This is a genomic window from Psychromonas sp. KJ10-5 (assembly GCF_055808325.1).
Genome location: NZ_CM147864.1, coordinates 1,328,978 through 1,351,489, shown reverse-complemented (window position 1 = coordinate 1,351,489; position 22,512 = coordinate 1,328,978). Strand labels below are relative to the sequence as shown.

Here is a 22,512-nt window from a genome sequence, read left to right as displayed (position 1 = left end):
CATGTTAGCGGTATTGGGCATTGAGGTAAACATTAGCTCAAATAGCAATGAGCAGATTGCTATTGATGCATTTGATTACTATTTATACCAAGGTTTGAAAATAGATACTCGACCTGAACCCCGTGCTGATAAGTTGATTTCGGCACTGAATGTATTAAGTGACAAACTATTAGTGAACAATCATCTTAATCGTTCACAGGTTAAAGTGGTTATCTGTAATGCTAAAAACGATAACATTCAATCATTTACAAATACATTTTCAGATGTACTTTACTGTGAATCACTTAGTGATGCCTTGAATGTTTGTTCTCAGGTGTCCGTTGAGCAATCTAAAGCAACTATACTAATGAGTGTTGATGGTCGCGATTTAAATGCTTGTGCTGCTATTTTAATTAGCACGCAACATGCATTTCAAGATGTTAATTCACAATTAAGTCAGTGCCATTGTTATGCTTATATTAATGCGCAAAGTATCGTGAATAGTGCGTTTGATGCAACAGCGAAAAGCCAACTAATTGAACAGCATATTTATGATTTTTTCGTTCGTAATAGTTCAAATTACGAGCAAATCGAATCAATCATTATCAATCAATCCATGTCGTCGATTTCAGCTGACGAACATGCGCAACACTGCTTATCGCTAAGTTATATAGATGGGCAGCAAAGCGCCTCTACAGATAAATGCACACTGTTAACTAGTATCGATTGTTATGATAGTGAAGATGCTGACTTTATGGCCTTGCTTAGCCTAATTTCAACTGTGCTATGTGTCGATCAACAATATCGCTTAGGTTATTGTGCTGATTTGTTATCAAGATCGGAGCCTACTGACTCAATCGCTGAAAAATGCGCCGATTTACCTTATTATTTATTATCTGAATCAACAAGTTATTTACCTCAATGCGCTAATCAAATAAGGCAGTTGGTATTGAGCTTTGTAGCAGAGCATTCACATCAATTAGTATTAGTGTCTAATAGTGATTCCTCTAATAACAAGCAAATTGAGCCTAATTACAACAATGGTTTCCTAGCGCAACAAAAGATGAAACCAATTATATTTAAAAGTACTTCAGTACAACAATTAATTGAAGCGTTACACTGCTGTGAACAATCTATTTCTCGAACCGCACAGAGCTTTACACAATTTAGCGAAAATCATCTTAGACATGGTCACTTTAAACACCAAAGTCTGCAATTTAACCAAAATCAACAAGGTTATTATTGCTTAGTCTTATTAGCTGATTGTTTTGAACAGCTAATTGCACAAATAGTATTAGCTTGTAATGGACTACCAAAAGCAATTAGTAATAAACAAGTCTGGAAAACCCCGCTGGGCAGTTATTGTAGTGGTCACTTGGTTGAAGAAAATCAGTATAAAAAGCCACTCAGTTTTGTCTATCCAGGTGTGGGTGCTTTATATGTCAATATGGGAAAAGATCTATTACGTTTATTCCCGCATTCGCATCAAGCACTAAACCTGATGAGCTCTGATTTATCTCGTAGCTTACAAGATCTATTGATCACACCTAGACACCTAAAGGTTAGTGACGAGCATCCCCTTCAAGACCAACAAAATTTAAGACGAAGTTTGGCAAATATTGCTGAAGCAGGTGTTAGTTATGCCTATTTACTTACCCATATATTTCAATGTGGACTGTCCTTAAATGCGAGCAGTGCAGCAGGGTATAGTATGGGAGAAGTGAGTATGTTTGCCGCACTAGGTTGCTGGAAAAACCCAGATTTATTGAGCGAACGATTACGTCAAAGCCCTATTTTTACTGAGCAATTAGCGGGGCCTTTAAAGCGCCTGGATCTGGCTTGGGGTGAAGCAAAAAATGGTAATGAAAATGCATGGGAGTCATTTCATATTAAAGTCGGGTTAATGCAGGTCAACGCTATTATTGCTGAATACCCGCGCGTTTACATTACTATTCGTAACACGCCTGAAAGCTTAGTGATTGCAGGTGAACCCAAGCAATGTTTAGCGCTAGCTAAGCAGTTAGGGGTGAGGGCAATTGCATTGAATGTACCTAATATTATTCATTGTGAATTATCTCGGAGTGAATATCAGCGAATGCAATCGATGTACTCGTTACCTGTCCAGCAAAAATTAGCTTGTCAGCTATTTTCTACTTCTTGTTATTTACCTGTACCCATCACTGAAAAAGCGATCGCCGTTAGTATCAGCAAATGCCTAACCGAGTTTGTCGATTTTCCACGTTTAATTAAAAATATTTATGCTACTGGAGAACGTGTGTTTATTGAAATGGGGGCAGGAAAGTCGTTAAGCACATGGATTGAAAGGATTTTAAAGAGTAATCAAGGTTCTGTAACCTGTTTGTCAGTAAATCAGAAAAATTTAGACGATTATACTGCAATTCTCAAAACTGTGGCGACATTAGTCAGTCTGGGTTATCCAGTGAATTTACAGCCTTTTTATAACGGAACGTTAGTACGTCCGGTGAATAAAATAGCTGAATCCGTATTAGTATCATAGAGAGTATTTATGGAAAACATTGCCATTGTTGGTATCGCAAATCTATTTCCAGGCTCAAGTGCACCAGAAGAGTTTTGGCAACAATTATTACAAAAACAAGATAATCGCACAGCCATTACAGAGCATGAGTTAGGTGTTAAACCAGAGCAGTACTTAGGTAAAAAGGGCGACAACGATAAATATTACTGTCTATATGGCGGTTATGTTCGTGACTTCGAGTTTGATGCTGAGGAGTTTTTACCAGCTACAGATTCATCCTTTAGTGTTGATGACTTGCACCAATTGGATGATTTGCATCAATGGTCTCTTTACGTGACTAAACGTGCCTTGCAAGATGCTGGTTATTGGCAAAGTGAAAAATTGAAGCAGTGTGGTTTAATTTTAGGTAATTTATCATTCCCAACAAAACGCTCTAATCATCTGTTTTTGGAATCTTATCGCCGAGTAGTTGAATTAGCTTTACAAGAAACCCTTCACCCTAAATTCCAACTGTCGGCGTTTGCAGAACAGCAAAAAGTAAAACCGGAGAATGCCCTAGTAGGCGGCTATCCAGCCGCTTTATTAGCACAAGTTAATGGCTTAGGTGGTCAATACTTTGCGTTAGATGCTGCCTGTGCATCATCTTGTTACAGTGTCAAATTAGCCTGTGATTATTTACACACAGGAAAAGCAGATATGATGCTAGCTGGAGCGGTATCAGCAGCGGATTCATTATTTGTAAATATGGGATTTTCTATTTTCCAAGCCTTTCCAGAAAACAACCGCCACGCGCCATTTGATAAGGATTCTCAGGGGTTATTTGCAGCACAAGGTGCCGGTATGATGGTGCTTAAGCGACATAGTGATGCTATACGTGATGGGGATAAGATCCATGCCGTCATTAAAGGTGGTGCGTTAACTAATGATGGAAAAGGGGAGTTTGTATTAAGTCCTAATAGCAAAGGACAAGTACTAGCATATCAAGAGGCTTACCGTAATGCCGAGGTTGATCCTAGACAAGTAGATTACATTGAATGTCATGCAACGGGGACACCTAAAGGTGATAAAGTTGAGCTTAGTTCGATGGAACAATACTTTAGCGAATATCAACATAAGCCCTTACTTGGCTCTGCTAAATCAAACTTAGGGCATTTGTTGACAGCTGCAGGCATGCCGGGTATGACGAAAGCTATTTATGCTCTAAATAATGCGCTTATTCCGGCAACCATCAATGTGGATAATGCGATAAGCACACAAAAGGGTTATTTTTCAGCAACCCAAATTCCAACGCAAACCGTGGAGTGGCCGAAAACTGCTCACCAAAGAACAGCGGGGGTTAGCGTATTTGGGTTTGGTGGAAGTAATGCTCACTTGGTGCTACAACCAGGTAATAGTGAGTATGTTGAAAACACACAGCCAATCAATCAAGTAGAAAAACTAGCTATAGTTGGAATGGATTGTCACTTTGGGCAAGTTGATAACATGCTGGCTTATCAGGAAGCGATTAACAACAAACAAGGCTGTTTCAGTGTTTTACCAACACAGCGTTGGCAGGGAATTGAAAAACAATCTTCAGTATTGAATCAAATTGGTCTAAACAATGCGCCTAAGGGTAATTATATTAGCCAGTTCGATATCGATTTTTTGCGTTTTAAAATACCGCCCAATGAGCAAGATAGTTTAATCGCACAGCAATTATTAATGATGAAAGTGGCCGATAATGCTGCAAGAGACGCAGGCTTAGTTGCGGGTGGAAAAGTAGCAGTATTAGTGGCTATGGGATTGGAGTTAGATCTTCATCAGTATCGCGGCCGAGTTAATTTAGCAACTCAAATTGAACACAGTCTTGAGCAGATTGGGATAGAATTAACTGAGCAACAACAGTCGCAATTGATTGAAATGAGTAAACAAAGTATTAATGATCCTGCACAGTTAAACCAATATACCAGTTTTATTGGTAATATTATGGCGTCACGTATTTCTGCGTTATGGGATTTTAGTGGGCCTGCTTTTACCGTTTCTAGTGAAGAAAACTCAGTTTATAAATGTGTGGATATTGCTGATAATTTATTAAAAACCTCTGATATTGAGGCAGTGATTATTGCTAGTGTAGATCTTGCTGGTAGTTTTGAAAATATCAGTCTTCGCCAACAGTTTTTACCTGTCTCTGAACAAGCGGAAGTTGCTGTAACAGCTAGGCAACAATCACAGTGGTTAGTTGGTGAAGGTGCCGGTGCATTTGTTGTCAAAGCCAGTGGTCAGGTTAAATCAGAGCAAGTCTACGCAAATATTGATGCTTGTTTGTTTGCTAATCATAGTGACCCATTTAATCAAGAACAGCTAATTCATGCTACCTTGCAACAAGCCAAAATCACTGCACAGGATATTTGCCAAGTTGAAACCTTTGCTGTTGGTGATACAGAACAACTCGCTAACGAGCATGATACATTAGCACAAGCTTACCCAACTGCTGCCTTTGTATCCTCTAAGCAGTATGTTGGTCATTGCTACAATGCATCAGGTATGGCGAGTTTATTGTCTAGTGTTATTGCGTTACATAGTTACCAAGTTAAAGTGACTGATAACCAAAACAACAAGTATGTAGCAGTGCATGGTTTAGGGCAAGATATGAGCGTTGCTCACTTGATTTTGTCTAATACACAAGCAGACAAAATGGTCAGCCTGTTACCGCAAGTTAAAACTAAATTAAGTTTAATGAAAACAGTGACTTTAGGTGGTAAATCTATCTTCAATGCAATACATGAGTTAAGAGATAGTGCTGAAATACAAACTATACAAGAACAGTTTATTAAACATTTTACCCCTGCCACAGTACAGCCAATTAAGCAGCATCAGCGCGTGCAGAATACTGCATTGCAAAACAGTTTTGTAATGGATAAAACACAAGAAGCACCAATGAATAATAAGCCAATGACCATGACACAACAATCAGGTGAAATAGTACAAACTCAGGTGAGTGAGCAGATCTGCCAACAACATCAAACCCATCAAGCTTTCTTACGCCATCGTTTTATGGCGGAGAAACACATTGCCCGTTTGATTAAATTGCAATCTCAACTAACACAGCCAAGCCCCTTCACTGAACATAACTCAAATCATGATAGTTTGGAGAGCGATTCGTCAATAAAGGCGTTAATACCTGGGTTAATCAATATCAAAGGACAAAACGGTTATACCTATCCACCTTTGCAGTTAATTGAACAATATAATCAACCAAACAAAGTGATTTTCGATACGGCTCAACTAGTGGAATTTGCTGAAGGAGATATTGGCAATGTATTTGGTGACCAGTATCGTATTATCGATAGCTACCCAAGACGAGTCCGTTTACCAACCACAGATTATTTGTTAGTTAGCCGTGTGACTGATTTACAAGCAACAACAAATCAATACAAAAAATCTTCAATGACCACTGAGTATGATATTCCCATGGATGCTCCTTTTTTAATAGATGGGCAAATTCCTTGGTCGGTGTCAGTTGAATCAGGGCAGTGTGATTTAATGCTTATTGCTTATATCGGTATCGACTTTCAAAATAAAGGTGAGCGTGTTTACCGCTTGTTAGATTGTGAATTGACCTTTTTAGAAGAGATGGCCTTTGGTGGTGAGACATTGCGTTATGAAATCCATATCGATTCTTATGCCAAGAACGGCGATCAGTTATTATTCTTCTTCCATTACGATTGTTATGTTGGGGATAAAAAAGTACTTATTATGCGTAATGGTTGTGCTGGTTTCTTTACCGATGAGGAGCTCGCTGATGGCAAGGGGGTGATTAGTACCGCGCATGATCAGGCGCAGTTAGATAAAGCACAAAAGAGTCGATTTACTCCGTTAATTAAAAACACTCAGACCCAATATAATTACCATGATATGTTAAAACTGGTTGATGGTGATATTGCTGGATGTTTTGGTCAAGATTACGATCAACAAGGTCGAAACCCATCTTTAAAATTTTCTTCTGAAAAATTCTTAATGATTGAAAGGGTTACTAAAATAGATCCACAGGGTGGACATTGGGGATTGGGATTATTAGAAGGGCAAAAGGCGTTAGCGCCTGAGCATTGGTATTTCCCGTGTCATTTTAAAGATGATCAAGTAATGGCTGGCTCATTAATGTCTGAAGGTTGCGGGCAGATGGCAATGTTCTTTATGCTTTGGTTAGGCATGAATAGTCAGGTCAATAATGCACGTTTCCAACCTATGCCAGGAGAAGCTCAAACGGTACGTTGTCGTGGTCAAGTACGTCCACAACATAATATCTTAACTTACCGTATGGAAGTAACAGCAATAGGTATGTCACCACGTCCATTTATCAAAGCTAATATTGATATTATATTAGATGGCAAAGTCGTGGTTGACTTCAAAAACTTATGTGTTGAGATTAAAGAACAAGATCAAGATAGTCCGTTCCCAGTGATGTTACCGGACACTGTGCAGCAACTTAATCACTTAGTTGACGATAAAGTGGTGCCACATAGTGGACAATCATTATTGGATGAAAGGGGCATCAATTCTTTTGCCCATATCGAGCGCCCATTAATGCGTGTCGAATCAGACCTTACTGCACCTACCAATAAAGGCGTGGTACCGATTAAACACTTTACAGCGCCATTTGTAGAACAACAAAATCGTACTCCTGATACTGTGCCTTTTACCCCTTGGCATTTATTTGAATTTGCTACGGGTGATATTAGCCAATGTTTTGGCCCTGAATTTTCTGTGTATCAAGGTCGTACTCCGCCCCGTACTCCTTGTGGTGATCTACAGGTAGTTACGCAGGTCACTGAAGTGACAGGCCAACGCATGGATTTTAAAACACCATCAAGTTGTGTTGCAGAATATGTTGTACCTGAAGACGCCTGGTATTTTACTAAAAATAGTGTAGAAAATTGGATGCCGTATTCATTGTTAATGGAGATTGCTTTACAACCTAATGGTTTTATTTCTGCTTACATGGGAACGACATTAAAATATCCTGAAAAAGATTTATACTTCCGTAACCTAGATGGCCATGGAGAGATAGTAAATAGCATTGATTTACGGGGGAAAACCATTGTAAATAAATCAGTATTATTATCGACCAGTATGGCGGGTGGTGCGATTATTCAAAGCTTTAGTTTTGAATTAAGTGTGGAAGGACTATGTATCTACCGTGGTGGTGCTGTATTTGGTTACTTCAGTGCTGACTCATTGACGAATCAATTGGGCATTGATAATGGACAAATTACTGAGCCTTGGTTTGTTACTAACAACACACCTGCAACGCAATTAACCCAGTTAGATTTGACTAATCAACAATCAAGCTTGTTTGTTTTAAACCCCGCCAAACCTGCTTATCGTTTAGCGGGTGGGCAGTTAAATTTTGTAGATAAAGTAACTATAGTGGAAGGTGGTGGTGACCATCAAATTGCCTATGTATATGGTCAACGTACCATAGACGCAAGCGATTGGTTCTTTCGTTACCATTTTCACCAGGATCCAGTGATGCCTGGCTCTTTAGGTGTAGAAGCTATTATTGAGTTGTTACAATGTTATGCATTACAAAATGATTTGGGACAACAGTTTACTAACCCTCGTTTTATTGCACCAGAAACAAAAGTAGCTTGGAAGTATCGAGGTCAAATAACCCCATTAAATAAACAAATGAGCTTAGATGTTCATATTAAACAGATTATCAGAAATGCGTCAGAAGTACGTATTATAGGTGATGCAAATTTATCTAAAGATGGATTACGTATTTACCAAGTTGAAGATATCGTGCTGAGTATTATAGAGGCGTAAAGAGACAGTTATGACACAAGCAAGCAAAAACACATTACTTGAAGCTAATGCTAACACCATAGATTGGAACTGGGCAGTGGCTGAAAATACCTTACAACATCAAGATGAAAGTATTAAAAGCGCATTATTAGCGATAAATAAACCACTTTACCTTGCGCAAACAGAGCAGGGGATAGGAGTTTGTCATCATATTTCTGGCGAATCGGAGCAACAATCGACTAAGCCGGTGATTGGCTTTGCGCAAGCGTTAACACCAGAGCAATTGGGGAGTGAACAATTTAAACAAGCGCATGGTGTTAAGTATGCGTATCATGGTGGGGCAATGGCGAATGGTATCGCTTCTGTAGAGCTAGTGATTGCGTTGGGTAAAGCGGGTATGTTGTGTTCATTTGGTGCTGCAGGTTTAGTTCCCGATGTGATTGAAGCATCTATTAAACGTATTCAACAGGCATTACCAAATGGTCCTTTTGCGGTGAATTTAATTCATGCGCCAAGTGAAGAAGCCCTAGAGTCTGGTGCTGTTGAACGTTTTCTAAAACTAGGTGTTAATACCGTTGAAGCTTCAGCTTTCATGGCATTAACTCAACATATCGTGCATTACCGTGTTGCAGGATTATCACAAAACCCCGATGGTTCGGTGAACATTAACAATAAAGTCATTGCAAAAGTTTCACGCACGGAAGTCGCAGAACGCTTCATGTCGCCACCGCCACAGAAGCTTTTAGATAAGTTACTTGCCGCAGGTAAGATCACTCCTCTGCAAGCTGAGTTAGCTTTAAAAGTGCCTATGGCCGATGATATTACTGCTGAAGCCGATTCAGGTGGGCATACTGATAATCGTCCGTTTTTGACTTTATTACCGACCATCATTAAGCAACGCGACCAGTTACAAGCTAAATATAATTATGCCGTACCGCTTCGTGTTGGCGCAGGTGGCGGTATTGGTACTCCTGAATCAGCAATTGCTGCATTTAACATGGGAGCTGCTTACATTGTATTAGGTTCGGTAAATCAAGCTTGTGTGGAAGCAGGTGCTTCTGAATATACTCGTAAATTATTAGCTAATATTGAGATGGCAGATGTGACCATGGCTCCTGCGGCTGATATGTTTGAAATGGGAGTAAAGTTACAAGTGGTTAAGCGTGGGTCGATGTTTGCGATGCGCGCTAACAAATTGTATGAACTGTATAGCCAATATCCAAGTATCGAGGCGATACCAAGTGTAGAGCGTGAAAAAATAGAAAAGCAGATATTCCGTCAGAATTTGGATCAGGTTTGGCAAACCACCATTGCGTTTTTCCATGAACGCGATCCCGCTATGTTAGCAAGAGCGAAAAATGATCCGAAACGTAAAATGGCATTAATTTTCCGCTGGTATTTAGGGTTATCTTCTCGTTGGTCAAACATAGGTGAAGTAGGCCGAGAGATGGATTACCAAATCTGGGCAGGACCAAGTTTAGGAGCCTTTAACAGCTGGGTTAAACACACCTATTTAGCTAATTATGAACAACGTAAAGCAGTCGATGTTGCCTTACATTTGTTAACCGGTGCAGTATACCTTGCACGCATTAATCAACTGAAATTACAAGGGATTAACATCCATAATAGTTTACTAAATTATCAGCCTGATACGACATTTTTAGCAAAATAAGGTATTACATGACCGCAAAAAAACAGAACAATCCACTCTTTGGTTTAAAGCTAGAAGTGTTACTTACTGAGTTATCTGATCATTATACGTGGCCAGGATTGAGTGAAGCTTTATGTATTGACCGATTTAATTTTCATACAGGAATGAAATCAACCTGTAAGTTTTTACGCAATAATCAGTGGGCGAGAGAAAAAGTAGAGATGTTTTATCTTTATGAGTTTAAGGCTTATCCCTATCCAGAGCCTAAAATTTTGGCCAAACAGCCACGTGATCATAACCTGCCAGAAGGGGCGGTTAGTGGAGAGCCGGCTGTGATAAGCGATAGCTTGATTGATCGTGTTGACATCGCATGTAAACACCGTATCTATGAGAAAAAGGCAGAAGTAAATAGTGAGCCCGCTTATGATCCAAGTGATCCTTGGGGCATTAATAAAAAATAAGTAGGAAGTAAACTATGCAAGATTGGCAGTTTCAGTTGTTTTCAGAGTTATCAGCACAGCGCTTGTATCAAATATTAAAACTTAGACAAGATGTATTCGTACTGGAGCAAACCTGTTTATATGCTGATTTAGACGAGTTAGATCAGCAATCAGCTCATATCTCTTTGATCAATGAAGAAGATGATAGCCTATTAGCTTACTGTCGTGTATTACCTGCGGGAGTTATTTATGATGATGTAGCGATAGGACGCGTCGTGGTTAATCAACAAGCCAGAAACAAAGGCATTGCTAAGAAGTTGATGGAAAAAACAATCACATTTATTGAAACCGAAATGCAGGCGTCAGCTATTACCATTTCAGCACAAAGTCATTTACAACGCTTTTATGAATCGCTGGGTTTTTTGGTAATATCAGAACCCTATGATGAAGATGGTATTGAGCATATTACTATGCGCTTAATTTTTACTTAATTATTTAGCTAATAACAACTTAATTAATGACGATTTAACTAATATAATTGTCTGTAATGGGCTTCAAATGATGAAGCCTGCTATACTTTAATAACTAAATATATATCCTTAGGAATAAAGATGTCTGCAGAGTTGCAACGTAACAATCCACTACATGGCTTAAAAACAGAAACCATGTTAACTGAACTCGTTGAGTTTTATGGTTGGAAAATATTATATGCCGCAACACGTTTTAAGTGTTTTGATGTAAATCCTACCATCAAAGGCAGTTTGAAATTTTTGCAAAAGCAAGAATGGGCAAGATTGAAGTTAGAAAGCTTCTATTTGTATCGTTTTAAACGTATGCCAAAACCAAATGATGTTGAGTTTAATCTGAATCCGCGCGAACGTGGTTTTGAACATGGTATAGTGCCATTGTCGCCAATGAAACTTACTATTGAGTCTATTGAACTATCGCAAGCCAAAGCCGCTTCAGCATTCCAAGAAAGACAAAATGAAAAGCGTCACAGTAATAATATGCGCCATCGTAAAGAGCAGGCCAGTAAACACCCAATGCGTGATGCTAAAGTTAAGTCTCAGCCTACAACTTCAAGTAAGAGCGAGCCTAAATACGATCCAAGTAATCCTTGGAATGTATAGTTTATATTCTTAAACAACAACTCAGTTAACAAAGCGGTGGTAAGCGCTGCTTTGTTATCATTACGACTCTTCTAATTGCCTTTTTAACAGCAATATCTGTTTAATTAACTTAGACTTTTCTAATTTTGCTAATTCAGTTACTTGTAGCTCAGTATTAAGTAAAGCTTGTATGTCTGCTTGATCATCTTCTGTCGAACCCTGTAATGAAGCAGAGTTGAGTTGTGCTTTTAATTGCAAGTTTTCCTGTTTTGCTTGTTTAAGTTGCTGTTGCAAAGACTGAATAGAGCGGTGACTTTCGCTTTCAGCAAAAATTAATAGTTCTAAGGTTGCATTTAAAGGTGAGTTTTTGGCAATTTTCTTGAGCTGATCACCGGCCTTTAATGACATGTTGAAGGTATAAAGTTTTTTACCGTTATCACTATCTCGGGATTTTTTGCTGCGCCAAGCTTTGAACATCTTATTTCGCAGTTCTCGTCCTTCTGCAGAGGTTTCTAATAGGTGACAAAAGTTAATAAAGTCAGCTTCATCCATAGTGTCGACATCTAGCTCATTACCGTTTATTAAAGGTGATAAAAGTGCAGATTTAGGCATTAAATAATGTTTAACCCAATTGCGATTTAGATCATTCCATTCAAAACCGGTAGGTGTTTCGACTGTGACCATATGAAGCTCCTTATGTCATATAACCTGAAGTAAAAAATTATCTCCTCACTATAAGCATAAAGCGTTTGAAAATAAAGCAGTGTAATTAGCTTGTTTTGGGGTTGGAGATATTTAGTTAGTATTCAAGCGTGATATCAATAATATAGCGGCACGTTCAGTGTTTGTTTGTAGAGTGGCGCCGCTAAGTGGTACTTGTGTTTATTAAGGTAAAAACTATTTAATATCGTTATTAATTAACCAGATTTTAAATTGTTTCTTTTGTTCTGCATCAGCTGCTTTATATTGTTCAATTAAACTGTTTGTAGTTATTTTAGTGACTGAACCTTCAGTGACTTGCAGATTATTTTTTTGGTTATATTTACCTACTAATCCTTCAATATCAGCATAGGGTGCAAAACCTTCCCCATGTAATTGGTCTGATGTTTCTACCTGGTATTCACCAGAATCGTTCTCAACGAACCAATCTAATTTTGTAGAGATTTTTTGTTCTGCTTGTGCATAACTAAGTAGTTGATTGGTAGAAATGTTAGTGTTGCCTTTTACTTCAATATTGAAGACATAAGGTCTACTTTCTAATAAACGTTCATCTCTAAATGCATTCGAGTATCTAACCACTACCTGATGAGTACCGTCTTTTACTTCTAATGAGTTATCAGTAAAAAAAGAGCTTTTTACCTTAGCACCATCAACGGCCATTAATTGTAAGTCGTTATTAGTAACAATCTCACCTGAAAAAGCGAAAGGGCTAATGGCTAGTGATAAAATTAATCCTGTGATTCTCATATGTTTTCCTAACTAAATATTTTTTGATTACGTCAATATGACAGATCATTAGCGATTTTGGTATCGTGATAAATGATTTATGTCCATAAAACGAAAATAAAGTGAATTGAGTGAGTGAAATTTAATCTAATTTAACGCGTGATTAAATTCAATTTCTTCAGACATCGAATATAACTGATTTATGTTTCATTTAAACGACCATTAACATCTTTTGAAGAATGCTGTGATTGGAACTTCATCGTAAGCAGTTTTATCTAATAAAAGTAAAAAATGGGTATGTAAAAATATGAGTAATAAACAATAATGATTTATTAAATCATACAAATAGAGGTGTGGAGGGATGAGTTGATAAATAGCGTAGATAAAGAAGGGCTGAATAAAGGACAGAGGAGTTATTATTAACCCCTCTGTTTTTAAGATAGATATTATTCTGGGTTATCAGCAATCATTTTTTCTGCTGTTTTTACCATATCAGCACTACCACACATGAAAGGTACTCGTTGGTGTAGCTCAGTAGGATCAATTTCCATTATACGTTGTGTACCGGTACTTGCGATACCGCCTGACTGCTCAGCCAAAAACGCAATGGGGTTACACTCATATAATAAACGCAGTTTACCTTCAGGTGCTTGGGCAGTAGATGGATACATAAATATACCACCCTTTAATAAATTACGGTGGAAATCAGCCACTAATGAACCGATGTAACGAGACGTATAAGGTCGGTTATCTTCAGGCACGATCTCTTGACAATATTTAATGTACTTTTTAACACCGACCGGAAACTTAAGGTAATTACCTTCGTTAATTGAATAACACTTTCCTGTCTTAGGTTGCTGCATATTTTCATGCGATAAATAGAATACACCTAATGAAGGATCACAAGTAAAGCCATGTACGCCGTTACCTGTCGTATAAACAAGCATAGTTGATGAGCCATAGATAACATATCCAGCGGCTACCTGCTTAATACCGGGTTGTAAAAAATCTTCTAGTGTTACTGGTGTACCAACAGGGCTGATACGTCTATAAATTGAGAAAATAGTCCCTACGGATACATTAACGTCAATGTTGGTTGAGCCATCCAATGGATCCATTAATACAACATATTTACTGTTCATACCGCGTTCGCTATCAAAGCTGACAAAGTCGTCTTCTTCTTCAGAGGCGATACCACAAACTTCACCACGTGCTTCTAAAGCTTGTTTGAATTTATCATTTGCGTATAAATCAAGTTTTTGTTGTGTTTCGCCTTGAATGTTTTCGATACCAGTTGCACCAATAATATTGGCAATCCCAGCTTTGTTTATTTCACGGTTAACAATTTTAGATGCTAAGCGTATTGCACCTAATAAACCTGTTAATTCCCCGCTTGCTTCTGGGAAATCATGTTGTTTTTCAATTATGTATTCGCCTAAAGTGATCATATGCTCTCCAATAAGTTTGGGAATTAATTATAAGCTAAATAATAAGCTTTGTTTGATTAAAGGTGTGAGCTACCTCTTAATAATCGACTTGCCAGTAGTATTGTATTACAAATTAAACGTTGATGTTAAATTAATAAATTGTGAAATTATCTAATAATAGGGATTGAAATAATTAAAGGAGGGTAAAAGAAAGGTAAAGTGATCACTTGATTACTTTACCTATTATAAAGCGAGTAAATAGATTATCTTGCTTTTCGAGCTTTATTTTTAGCTTTTCTGATTGCGGAAGGTTTATTTTCAGCTTTGCGTTTTGCAATTAGTTGATTACGCTCTTGTGTTGCTTTATAGCGGCTTTTCTTAAAGGCTTTTCCATCTTCTTGTACATCAACTGCACTATTAAACTCATAACCAGGGTAGACAATTCGCTCGAACTGGCGACCAATTAATGTTTCTATGTTATCTAAGAATTGCTCGTCTTTAGGGCTAACCAATGAAACAGCATGACCACTTTTACCAGCGCGTCCAGTTCTACCAATACGGTGAACATAATCTTCAGCTAAAAACGGGAGGTGGAAGTTAACTACATGCGGTAAATCTGGAATATCTAAACCACGTGCTGCTACATCAGTTGCAACCAGAACACGAACACTGCCTTCAGCAAATTGTTGAATCGCTTTATTACGTGCACCTTGTGTCTTATCTCCATGACATAAAGCAGTTTTAATACCATCAAGTTTCAGCTCTTTAGCAAGTATATTAGCGCTCTCTTTAGTGCCGGCAAATACTAAAACTTGCTTCCAGTTTTTAACACCAATTAATTCAGATAATAGCTCACGTTTACGCGCTTCACTGACCCAGTAAACTTGTTGTTTTACTTTACCAGATGTTGAGTTTTGCTTTGCTGTCTCAATATTTTTTGGTGTATGTAAAATTTGATTAGCAAGAGTTTTAACTTTATTCGAAAAAGTAGCAGAAAACATCAGTGTTTGATGTTTTTGTTTAATGATTTCGGTGATTTGTTGTATGTCCGTCAAAAAGCCCATGTCTAACATACGATCGGCTTCATCAAGTACTAAGTGTTTAATGTGTGCTAAATCAACTTGCCTCGCATTAACATGCTCGATTAATCGACCTGGTGTCGCAACTAGGACATCAACACCTGTTTTTAACATCTGTGTTTGTGGTGATATATTTGCACCACCAGTGACAACGCCTGATGTTAATGGTAAAAATTGACTATATTGTTTTACATTTTCAGCAACTTGTAATGCAAGTTCGCGGGTTGGTGTTAAAATTAATACCTTAATGGTGCGTGAAGAACCAATGTTCTCAGGCTGGTTCTTTGCTAAAATATCCAATAAAGGTAGTGTAAAGGCAGCTGTTTTACCGGTACCTGTTTGCGCACTTGCTAATATATCATGACCTGCTTTGATCATTGGAATAGCCTGCTGTTGGATCGGCGTTAGTTTTGAATAACCACATGCTTTAACTGCCTTTAATAGATTTGCAGATAAACCTGCTGCATCAACACTCATATTTATGTCCTAAATTTATACACTACAAAATAATCGCGCAGTATAACAAACTCTGTTTTGTAATGTTATGAAAAACAAAGATTGATCGGAACTAAATGGGAATGAACTGAGTGTAAAATATTTCTGATTAGCTTGCTTTGGTAAGATATTGATAACATAGGTTTTTATATTAGATTATCTGTTGTAATATAGATCAATCATTTACCATTAACTTGCCCTTTAAAAGGAATCGCTATGCCTAATCCTATTACGGTGATTAAACCTAATATGTTTTATGAAAAAATTGAACAACAACATAGCTTTGTGCTTAATGTTGTTGCTTCATGGTGTTCTGATTGTACTCAACAGCAAGAAAATATTAATCGTTTAGTAGATACGTTAGATGCAAAACTAGCAGTGTTTCAATTGGTTGCACAGAAGACTAAAGGCGCTTTTATTGATCAACAACATCAAGATTTAGTTGATGAGCTTGGTGGGCATGGTTATCCTCGCACAGTATTAGTGATAGCTGGTAAAGTGTTAAGCACGGATAATGTAGAAGTTATTAAACAACAAGATTTAATTAATTTAGCGAATAAATTCAACGCATTATTAAGTGCTTAAAGGAACTCTTAAGGAATTGTATGTCTGCACCAACAACATTACCTGCTGAAAAAAAAATGGCCGTTATATTTCGTATGGAGCCCGGGTCGTTGGGGCCCGATGGCTTACAATATATCGAAGAATTTTGTACATTTGCGCAAACCCAACTGCAAGCTTGTGCGGCTTATTATCTTAATTTTTTTATTGAAGCACGAATTGATAAAACATTACCAGAGATGAGTTTTGTATTAGGCAACAAAAGTTTAAATCAAACGCAAGTTGAGAAATACTTAGCACTATTTGACGAAGATTTTGCACATTTTGAAGATCAGTTAGAAACCAATTTAGAAGCAATTGTAGATCAATTTTTTGGTCGTTAATGCATTAAACACCTTATCCACTATCGAATAAGGTGTTTAATAATTTTGTCTAGATTCACCTGTTAGGTGAATAGTGATTTATCAAGGTTGCTACTGTTTGTCAGCTGGAAAAACCACACCTGTTTGCTGTCGAATTTCTTCTATAACTTGAGATGTTTGCAATGCTCGCTGCTCCAACACAGGGTTAATCTGAGCTTGTTTGATTTGAGCAACAAAAGCCAATGCTTCATAACACATACTGTTATCAGATTGTGCCTGCGATAGCGTTCGCTGATCTTCCCCTTTGTTGTTTTGGTAAACAACATTAAAACACTGCCCAACATGCTCTATTAATAAAGAGCCTGACTCTCCTTGAATTTCGCTTACTTGGCTTGAACCAGATATTTTGGAATGATTGATGGTCACTGCAAAGTCTTGATAATCTAATATGGCACTGCCACAACCATCAACACCAGATTCAAGCAATGTTGCTTGTGCTTTAATTGTGTTGGGTTTACCGAATATAGCACAGGTTAATGCAACACAATAAAAGCCAATATCCATGATCGAACCATTAGAAAATTTCGGGTAGAACGTATTAGGTTTATCTCCTGCTAAGTAAGCTGGGTACCTTGATGAGTATTGGCAATATTGAATGTGGGCTTTACGAATTTTGCCTAAGCGCGGCAAGTTATCTTGTATGACCTTAAAGTTTGGTAAGTGTGCTGTCATGTAGGCTTCAAAGAAGATGACATTATTATCTTTAGCTGTTTGATATAAATCTTGTGCTTGTTCAAAAGTAGAGCTCAATGGCTTCTCACAGATTACGTGTTTACCATGCACCAACATCAATTTACTTTGTTCATAATGCAATGAATTAGGGCTTGCAATGTAAACCGCATCAATCTCTTTTGACATGGCTAAATGTAATAAATCATCAAAAGACAGCGATGCATTAAACTTATTCGCAAAGGACTTCGCTCTTTCAAGTTCACGCGAATAGACTCCATGAAGCTGCATAACTTGATCGTGATTGTTTGGTGGATTATTAGTACCTTCAATAAACTTTTGTGTAATCCAGTTAGTGCCGATCACTGCAAATTTAATCATCATTCAATCCTGTATAAAAATACTGTTAGTGACCATCAAGATCACACATAAACCAAGGTTAACAATAAAATCGCATCGAACAAAGTAACAAAGTGTGATAAAAATACCGGCTAATTATCTGAACCATAAAAGAATAACCTAATGCCATTACCTGCTAATCAACTTATCGACGATCTCGCATCAGCATGCCAAATCAAAGCCTCTCAAGTTAACAGTGCCATACAATTATTGGATGATGGCAATACAGTCCCATTTATTGCACGTTATAGAAAGCATTTAACTGAATCGCTAGATGATAGTCAGCTGAGACTATTAGAAAGTAAGTTAACCTACTTTAGAGAGCTAGCATCACGAAAAGAGAGCATTATTAATGCTATTGAACAGCAAGGTAAATTAACGACAGCCTTAAAAAATCAAATCCAATCCATTAAAGATAAAGTTACTTTAGAGCATTGTTATGCGCCTTTTAAAATATCACGAATAACGAAAGCGAAACTAGCAGAGGATGCTGGTTTAGGGAGTTTGGCAGAACAACTTTGGCAATCACCGAAACAAGACCTAAGTAAATTAGCTACTCGTTACATTAATGTTGCTAAAGGTTTTGAGAGTAAAGAGAAAGTGTTAGCAGGGGCATTGGCCATCGCTATCAATAAAATAGCACAGGATGTGAAACTACAAAGCATGTTAAAAGATCATCTTGTTGAACAGGCTGAACTGACTTCCACCGTGGTAAAATCTAAAATTGATGACGCTATTAAATTTAAAGATTATTTTGATTTTAGCGCTCGTTTAAATCGTTTACCAGCGCATAGAGTATTAGCTATGTTACGTGGTAAAGCGGAAGGCTTCTTACGTTTAAAAATTAATCCAGATCCTTTTCAAAAACATAAAAATGCCTACAGTTATTGCCAAACTATGATGGCAAAACAGTTAGGTATTTATCTTGATAAAGAAGACCATGATTCATGGCATAGGTACGTTATTGATAATGCTTGGCACACAAAGCTATTACCGAGTCTAGAAAAACAGTGCTTAGTACAACTCAAAGAGCAAGCTGACATTGAAGCCATTGAGCAATTTGCTAATAACCTAAAAGCCTTATTAATGGCGTCTCCTGCGGGTGCTAAAATAACGTTAGGGTTAGACCCTGGCTTTAGAAGCGGTTGTAAATTAGCTGTGGTTGATCAAACGGGTAAACTATTAGCGACTGAAACTATTTACCCTCATCAACCACAAGCGCACATTGATAAGGCCACACAGGTAGTGACTAGGCTAATTAACCAATATAAAGTGGAATTAGTCGCCATTGGTAACGGTACAGCCTCTCGAGAAAGTGAACATTTTATTGCTAATATCATCAAAGAACTCGGTTCTCCAATTCAGGCTATTTCGGTCAGTGAAGCGGGGGCTTCTGTGTATTCTGCTTCAGCTTTAGCAGCGCAAGAGTTTCCACAATTAGATGTAACTTTACGTGGCGCGGTATCTATTGCTCGTCGTTTACAAGATCCATTATCGGAATTAGTGAAAATTGAAGCGAAAGCGATTGGCGTCGGTTTATATCAACATGATGTTAATCAAACTGCGTTGGCCAATCGATTACAAGCTGTTGTGGAAGACTGTGTTAATAATGTAGGTGTTGATTTGAACACCGCATCTAGTTGTGTCTTAGCTCATGTTGCTGGTTTGAATGCCAGTTTAGCGAACAATATTGTTGCTTATCGTGAAGAAAATGGACGTTTCAATTCAAGACAAGCACTTAATAAAGTACCTCGTTTAGGTGCTAAAGCTTTCCAACAGGCCGCTGGATTTTTAAGAGTAGTAGACGGCGATAATTGCCTTGATCAAACCATTTTGCATCCGGAGCAATACTCACAAGCAAAAAAATTAGCGGCTCATAATAAACAAGCGTTAGCGGAGATTATTATTGAAAAACAAACGTCTAATTTAACTTTACCTCCTGCGAACGATGCACAAACGCTTGAACAATATAAAACGATTTTAGCAACCTTAACTTTAGCGCGTCTCGATCCAAGAGAAGAGTTTAAAATGGCAAGCTTTGAGCAATCAATTAATAAAATTAGTGATTTAGAAGAAGAGATGGAATTACAAGGGGTGGTAACTAATGTTGCTAATTTTGGTGCTTTTGTTGATATAGGCGTACATCAAGATGGTTTGGTACATATTTCTATGTTGACTGATCGTTTCGTGGATGACCCTCATAAAATTGTAAAAGTAGGGCAGATCGTTAACGTTAAAGTAGTCAGTGTAGAGATACAACGAAAACGTATTGCATTAACCATGAAACACGTCAGTCAGCCTAAGAATTAAGTCGAATTACATTATGAAGTTAAACAAACGTTTATTATCTCTTTCTGAAATGGTGAATGAACCTTATGATTTGGTATGGGACTGTTGTTGTGACCATGGGTTATTAGGTTTTAAAATTCTCGCTGGTGGACTTATTAAACAACTGAATTTTGTTGATGTAGTCCCAGAAATTACGGATAAACTGGCATTAAAATTACAGCAACATGGTCACCATTTACCTGCAGATGTCAGATGGAAGGTGTTATGTCAGGATGTAAGTGAAATTAAGTTAGCAGAATCAGCATTGCAGTTACCCATGACGGCTAAACAACTAGTAATTATCAGTGGTATAGGCGGAGACTTAATGATTGATATAATGAAACGCCTTGTGACGACTTGTAAGGACTTGCACCTTGACTTCCTTTTATGCCCTGTACAACACACCTATAAATTACGTAAAGTATTAAGGGAATTAGAGTTCAAATCAAAAGCTGAACGTTTAGTACTAGAGAACAAACGTGGTTATGAATTATTGTTAATAAGCCAAATAGAAGGGCAAGCAATCAGTTTAACAGGGAGTGATGGGTTATGGAAAAGTCATCCATCCGCTACGATTTACCTTAAAAAGTTGATGACTCATTATCAACGCAGTGTCATTGCTGATAAACATAATCAATTAAATCAATTAGCCTTAGATGATTACCGTCGTGTTGAACAACGATACTTATAAAAATACTTCTGTTTAATCAAATAATACGCTAATAAAAAAAGCCACATAAAAATATTATGTGGCTTACTGTTTTGGTTAAGCTAGATTTTAGATGCTAGATGCTAGATGCTAGATGCTAGATGCTAGATACCTAGAGCTTGACCACCGCCAATTTGGATTGTTTCAGCAGTAATAAATGCCGCATCTTTACTTACTAAGAAAGAGATAACGCCAGAAACATCTTCAGGTTGACCTAAACGACCCAACATGATGCTATCTTTCCATGACGCAAATACTTCTGGTTTAGTTTCTTTAATTTGTGCGTGGAATGGAGTATCGATAGTACCTGGAGATACTGCATTTACACGGATGCCTGCAGGTGCTAATTCTTTAGCAAGTGCACGTGTTAAGGTATGGACAGCTGCTTTAGACGTACCGTAAATACCAGCGCCTGGGCCACCAGCGTTCCATGCGGCATTTGAAGTGTAGTTAATGATTGAACCACCTTCAGCTTTTTTCAAGAATGGAATCGCTGCGCGAGAAACAAATACAGCACTATCAAGGTTAAGTGCCATTACAAAACGGTAAAACTCAGTTGTCATCTCTTCGATTGGACTACGACCGCCTAGACCACCAGCGTTATTAACAACAACATCAATTTGACCATATTTATTACCAATTGCAGTTACATTTTCTGTTACTGCAACGTCATCAGTTACGTCAAAACCGTAGTATTCAGCTTCGATACCTTCAGCTTTAAGCTCAGCAACACGTGTTGCACCGACTTCATCTTCGATACCGTTAAGTACTACTGTGTAACCATCTTGACCAAGGCGTTTAGCTACTTGGAAACCAATTCCACCAGTTGCACCAGTGATTAAAGCAATTTTTTTAGACATATTTATATTCTCATTGACTAGTTAATTGATCGTTATGCCAGAGGCACGAAGGAGGCGATCAACAATGTTATAAAGAGGTCCTTAATTTATTATTAAAGTTTGGTATTAAAGAAGAAATTGTTTTCTATATTCACAATGTCAGTCTTGTTACTTTATAACCTTGGTGATCACCTTTAAAAGTTAATTGATATAAAGCATTCGCTGTAAATACATATCAATCTAAATCACAGTGTTATTGTATTACAAATAATGCGTTTGTAAAATCGTTTATCAAACAATAATAAGGGTAAATTAATCTAAAAATACGTTTTAACTACTGTAATTTTTGATCTAATGATGGAAGGTGAATTGTAATCAGATAAGTTATATTATTAAATTAATCTATCTTTATGATTTTATGTTATTGATTTTTATGATATTAATGTTGTTCGTTGTTTTGTTGTTTAACTTTTTCTTTGACAGTGTGTTGAATTAACTTAGTTTAATACATGGATAAATATAATGATTTATAAGCTGTTTTGTATGATTTAATTAAGTGCCAAATTGTGATCGACACCTCATCACTCTATACTCTATTTGTTGTACATAATGCATTAATTTAAGTTTTTATTTTAAGTTATTAGAGCTTTTACCTCCAGATATGTGAGCAAATGTATT

16 protein-coding genes are annotated in these 22,512 nt (G+C 37.5%); 10 read left to right on the top strand and 6 right to left on the bottom strand.

All coding sequences use genetic code 11. The features are described 5' to 3' along the window. Nucleotide 1 precedes the first annotated feature (1 nt). The 6 genes from AC0L3W_RS06060 (at nt 2) to AC0L3W_RS06035 (ending at nt 11,481) form a co-directional block, all read left to right on the top strand. A complete protein-coding gene (locus tag AC0L3W_RS06060; RefSeq protein WP_409439405.1) occupies nt 2-2,497 on the top strand; it encodes a PfaB family protein in 2,496 nt (831 codons plus the stop codon). A 9-nt stretch (nt 2,498-2,506) separates the two neighbouring features. Then, nucleotides 2,507-8,281 carry a hotdog fold thioesterase gene (locus AC0L3W_RS06055; protein ID WP_409439406.1) on the top strand — a complete coding sequence of 1,925 codons (5,775 nt, stop codon included), beginning with the start codon at nt 2,507-2,509 and terminating at the stop codon, nt 8,279-8,281. Between the two features lie 10 nt (nt 8,282-8,291). Beyond that, nucleotides 8,292-9,932, top strand: a complete 1,641-nt coding sequence (locus tag AC0L3W_RS06050; protein WP_409439407.1) for a PfaD family polyunsaturated fatty acid/polyketide biosynthesis protein — start codon at nt 8,292-8,294, stop codon at nt 9,930-9,932. An 8-nt stretch (nt 9,933-9,940) separates the two neighbouring features. Beyond that, nucleotides 9,941-10,372: a VF530 family DNA-binding protein gene (locus AC0L3W_RS06045; protein WP_290037973.1), complete on the top strand. Its 432-nt coding sequence runs from the start codon at nt 9,941-9,943 to the stop codon at nt 10,370-10,372. Between the two features lie 14 nt (nt 10,373-10,386). Then, nucleotides 10,387-10,842, top strand: coding sequence for a GNAT family N-acetyltransferase (locus AC0L3W_RS06040; protein ID WP_409439408.1), 456 nt, complete (start codon nt 10,387-10,389; stop codon nt 10,840-10,842). Between the two features lie 120 nt (nt 10,843-10,962). Then, complete coding sequence (locus AC0L3W_RS06035; RefSeq protein WP_290037975.1) at nt 10,963-11,481, top strand: VF530 family protein; 519 nt, start codon at nt 10,963-10,965, stop codon at nt 11,479-11,481. A 60-nt stretch (nt 11,482-11,541) separates the two neighbouring features. Here AC0L3W_RS06035 and AC0L3W_RS06030 read toward each other — a convergent pair whose 3' ends face one another. The 4 genes from AC0L3W_RS06030 to AC0L3W_RS06015 all read right to left on the bottom strand — a co-directional run bounded on the left by AC0L3W_RS06030 (nt 11,542) and on the right by AC0L3W_RS06015 (nt 15,889). Then, nucleotides 11,542-12,144, bottom strand: coding sequence for a hypothetical protein (locus AC0L3W_RS06030; protein WP_290037976.1), 603 nt, complete (start codon nt 12,142-12,144; stop codon nt 11,542-11,544). A gap of 213 nt (nt 12,145-12,357) precedes the next feature. Further along, entirely contained in the window at nt 12,358-12,927 is a 570-nt protein-coding gene (locus tag AC0L3W_RS06025; protein WP_409439409.1) for a DUF2057 family protein, read from the bottom strand. A 425-nt stretch (nt 12,928-13,352) separates the two neighbouring features. Further along, nucleotides 13,353-14,354 (bottom strand): class 1 fructose-bisphosphatase, encoded by a 1,002-nt coding sequence (fbp, locus tag AC0L3W_RS06020; protein WP_290037978.1) that lies wholly within the window; start codon nt 14,352-14,354, stop codon nt 13,353-13,355. Nucleotides 14,355-14,596: 242 nt separating this feature from the next. Beyond that, nucleotides 14,597-15,889: a DEAD/DEAH box helicase gene (locus AC0L3W_RS06015; RefSeq protein WP_290037980.1), complete on the bottom strand. Its 1,293-nt coding sequence runs from the start codon at nt 15,887-15,889 to the stop codon at nt 14,597-14,599. A 234-nt stretch (nt 15,890-16,123) separates the two neighbouring features. Between AC0L3W_RS06015 and AC0L3W_RS06010 the strand changes: the two genes are divergently transcribed. Then, nucleotides 16,124-16,492 carry a thioredoxin domain-containing protein gene (locus AC0L3W_RS06010; RefSeq protein WP_290037982.1) on the top strand — a complete coding sequence of 123 codons (369 nt, stop codon included), beginning with the start codon at nt 16,124-16,126 and terminating at the stop codon, nt 16,490-16,492. A gap of 20 nt (nt 16,493-16,512) precedes the next feature. Continuing rightward, a complete protein-coding gene (locus AC0L3W_RS06005; protein ID WP_290037983.1) occupies nt 16,513-16,851 on the top strand; it encodes a hypothetical protein in 339 nt (112 codons plus the stop codon). A 90-nt stretch (nt 16,852-16,941) separates the two neighbouring features. Here the strand turns inward: AC0L3W_RS06005 and AC0L3W_RS06000 are convergent, their stop codons facing one another. Further along, the gene (locus tag AC0L3W_RS06000; protein WP_473574770.1) at nt 16,942-17,943 is read right to left on the bottom strand and encodes a Gfo/Idh/MocA family protein; all 1,002 of its coding nucleotides are present in this window, start codon (nt 17,941-17,943) and stop codon (nt 16,942-16,944) included. A 138-nt stretch (nt 17,944-18,081) separates the two neighbouring features. On the opposite strand from AC0L3W_RS06000, the gene AC0L3W_RS05995 reads away from it, so the two are divergent. Continuing rightward, nucleotides 18,082-20,268: a Tex family protein gene (locus AC0L3W_RS05995; protein WP_409439411.1), complete on the top strand. Its 2,187-nt coding sequence runs from the start codon at nt 18,082-18,084 to the stop codon at nt 20,266-20,268. Nucleotides 20,269-20,281: 13 nt separating this feature from the next. Then, the gene (locus AC0L3W_RS05990; protein ID WP_409439412.1) at nt 20,282-20,977 is read left to right on the top strand and encodes a tRNA (adenine(22)-N(1))-methyltransferase TrmK; all 696 of its coding nucleotides are present in this window, start codon (nt 20,282-20,284) and stop codon (nt 20,975-20,977) included. 122 nt (nt 20,978-21,099) lie between these two features. On the opposite strand, the gene AC0L3W_RS05985 is transcribed toward AC0L3W_RS05990, so the two are convergent. Continuing rightward, a complete protein-coding gene (locus AC0L3W_RS05985; protein ID WP_290037989.1) occupies nt 21,100-21,855 on the bottom strand; it encodes an SDR family NAD(P)-dependent oxidoreductase in 756 nt (251 codons plus the stop codon). Nucleotides 21,856-22,512 lie beyond the last annotated feature (657 nt).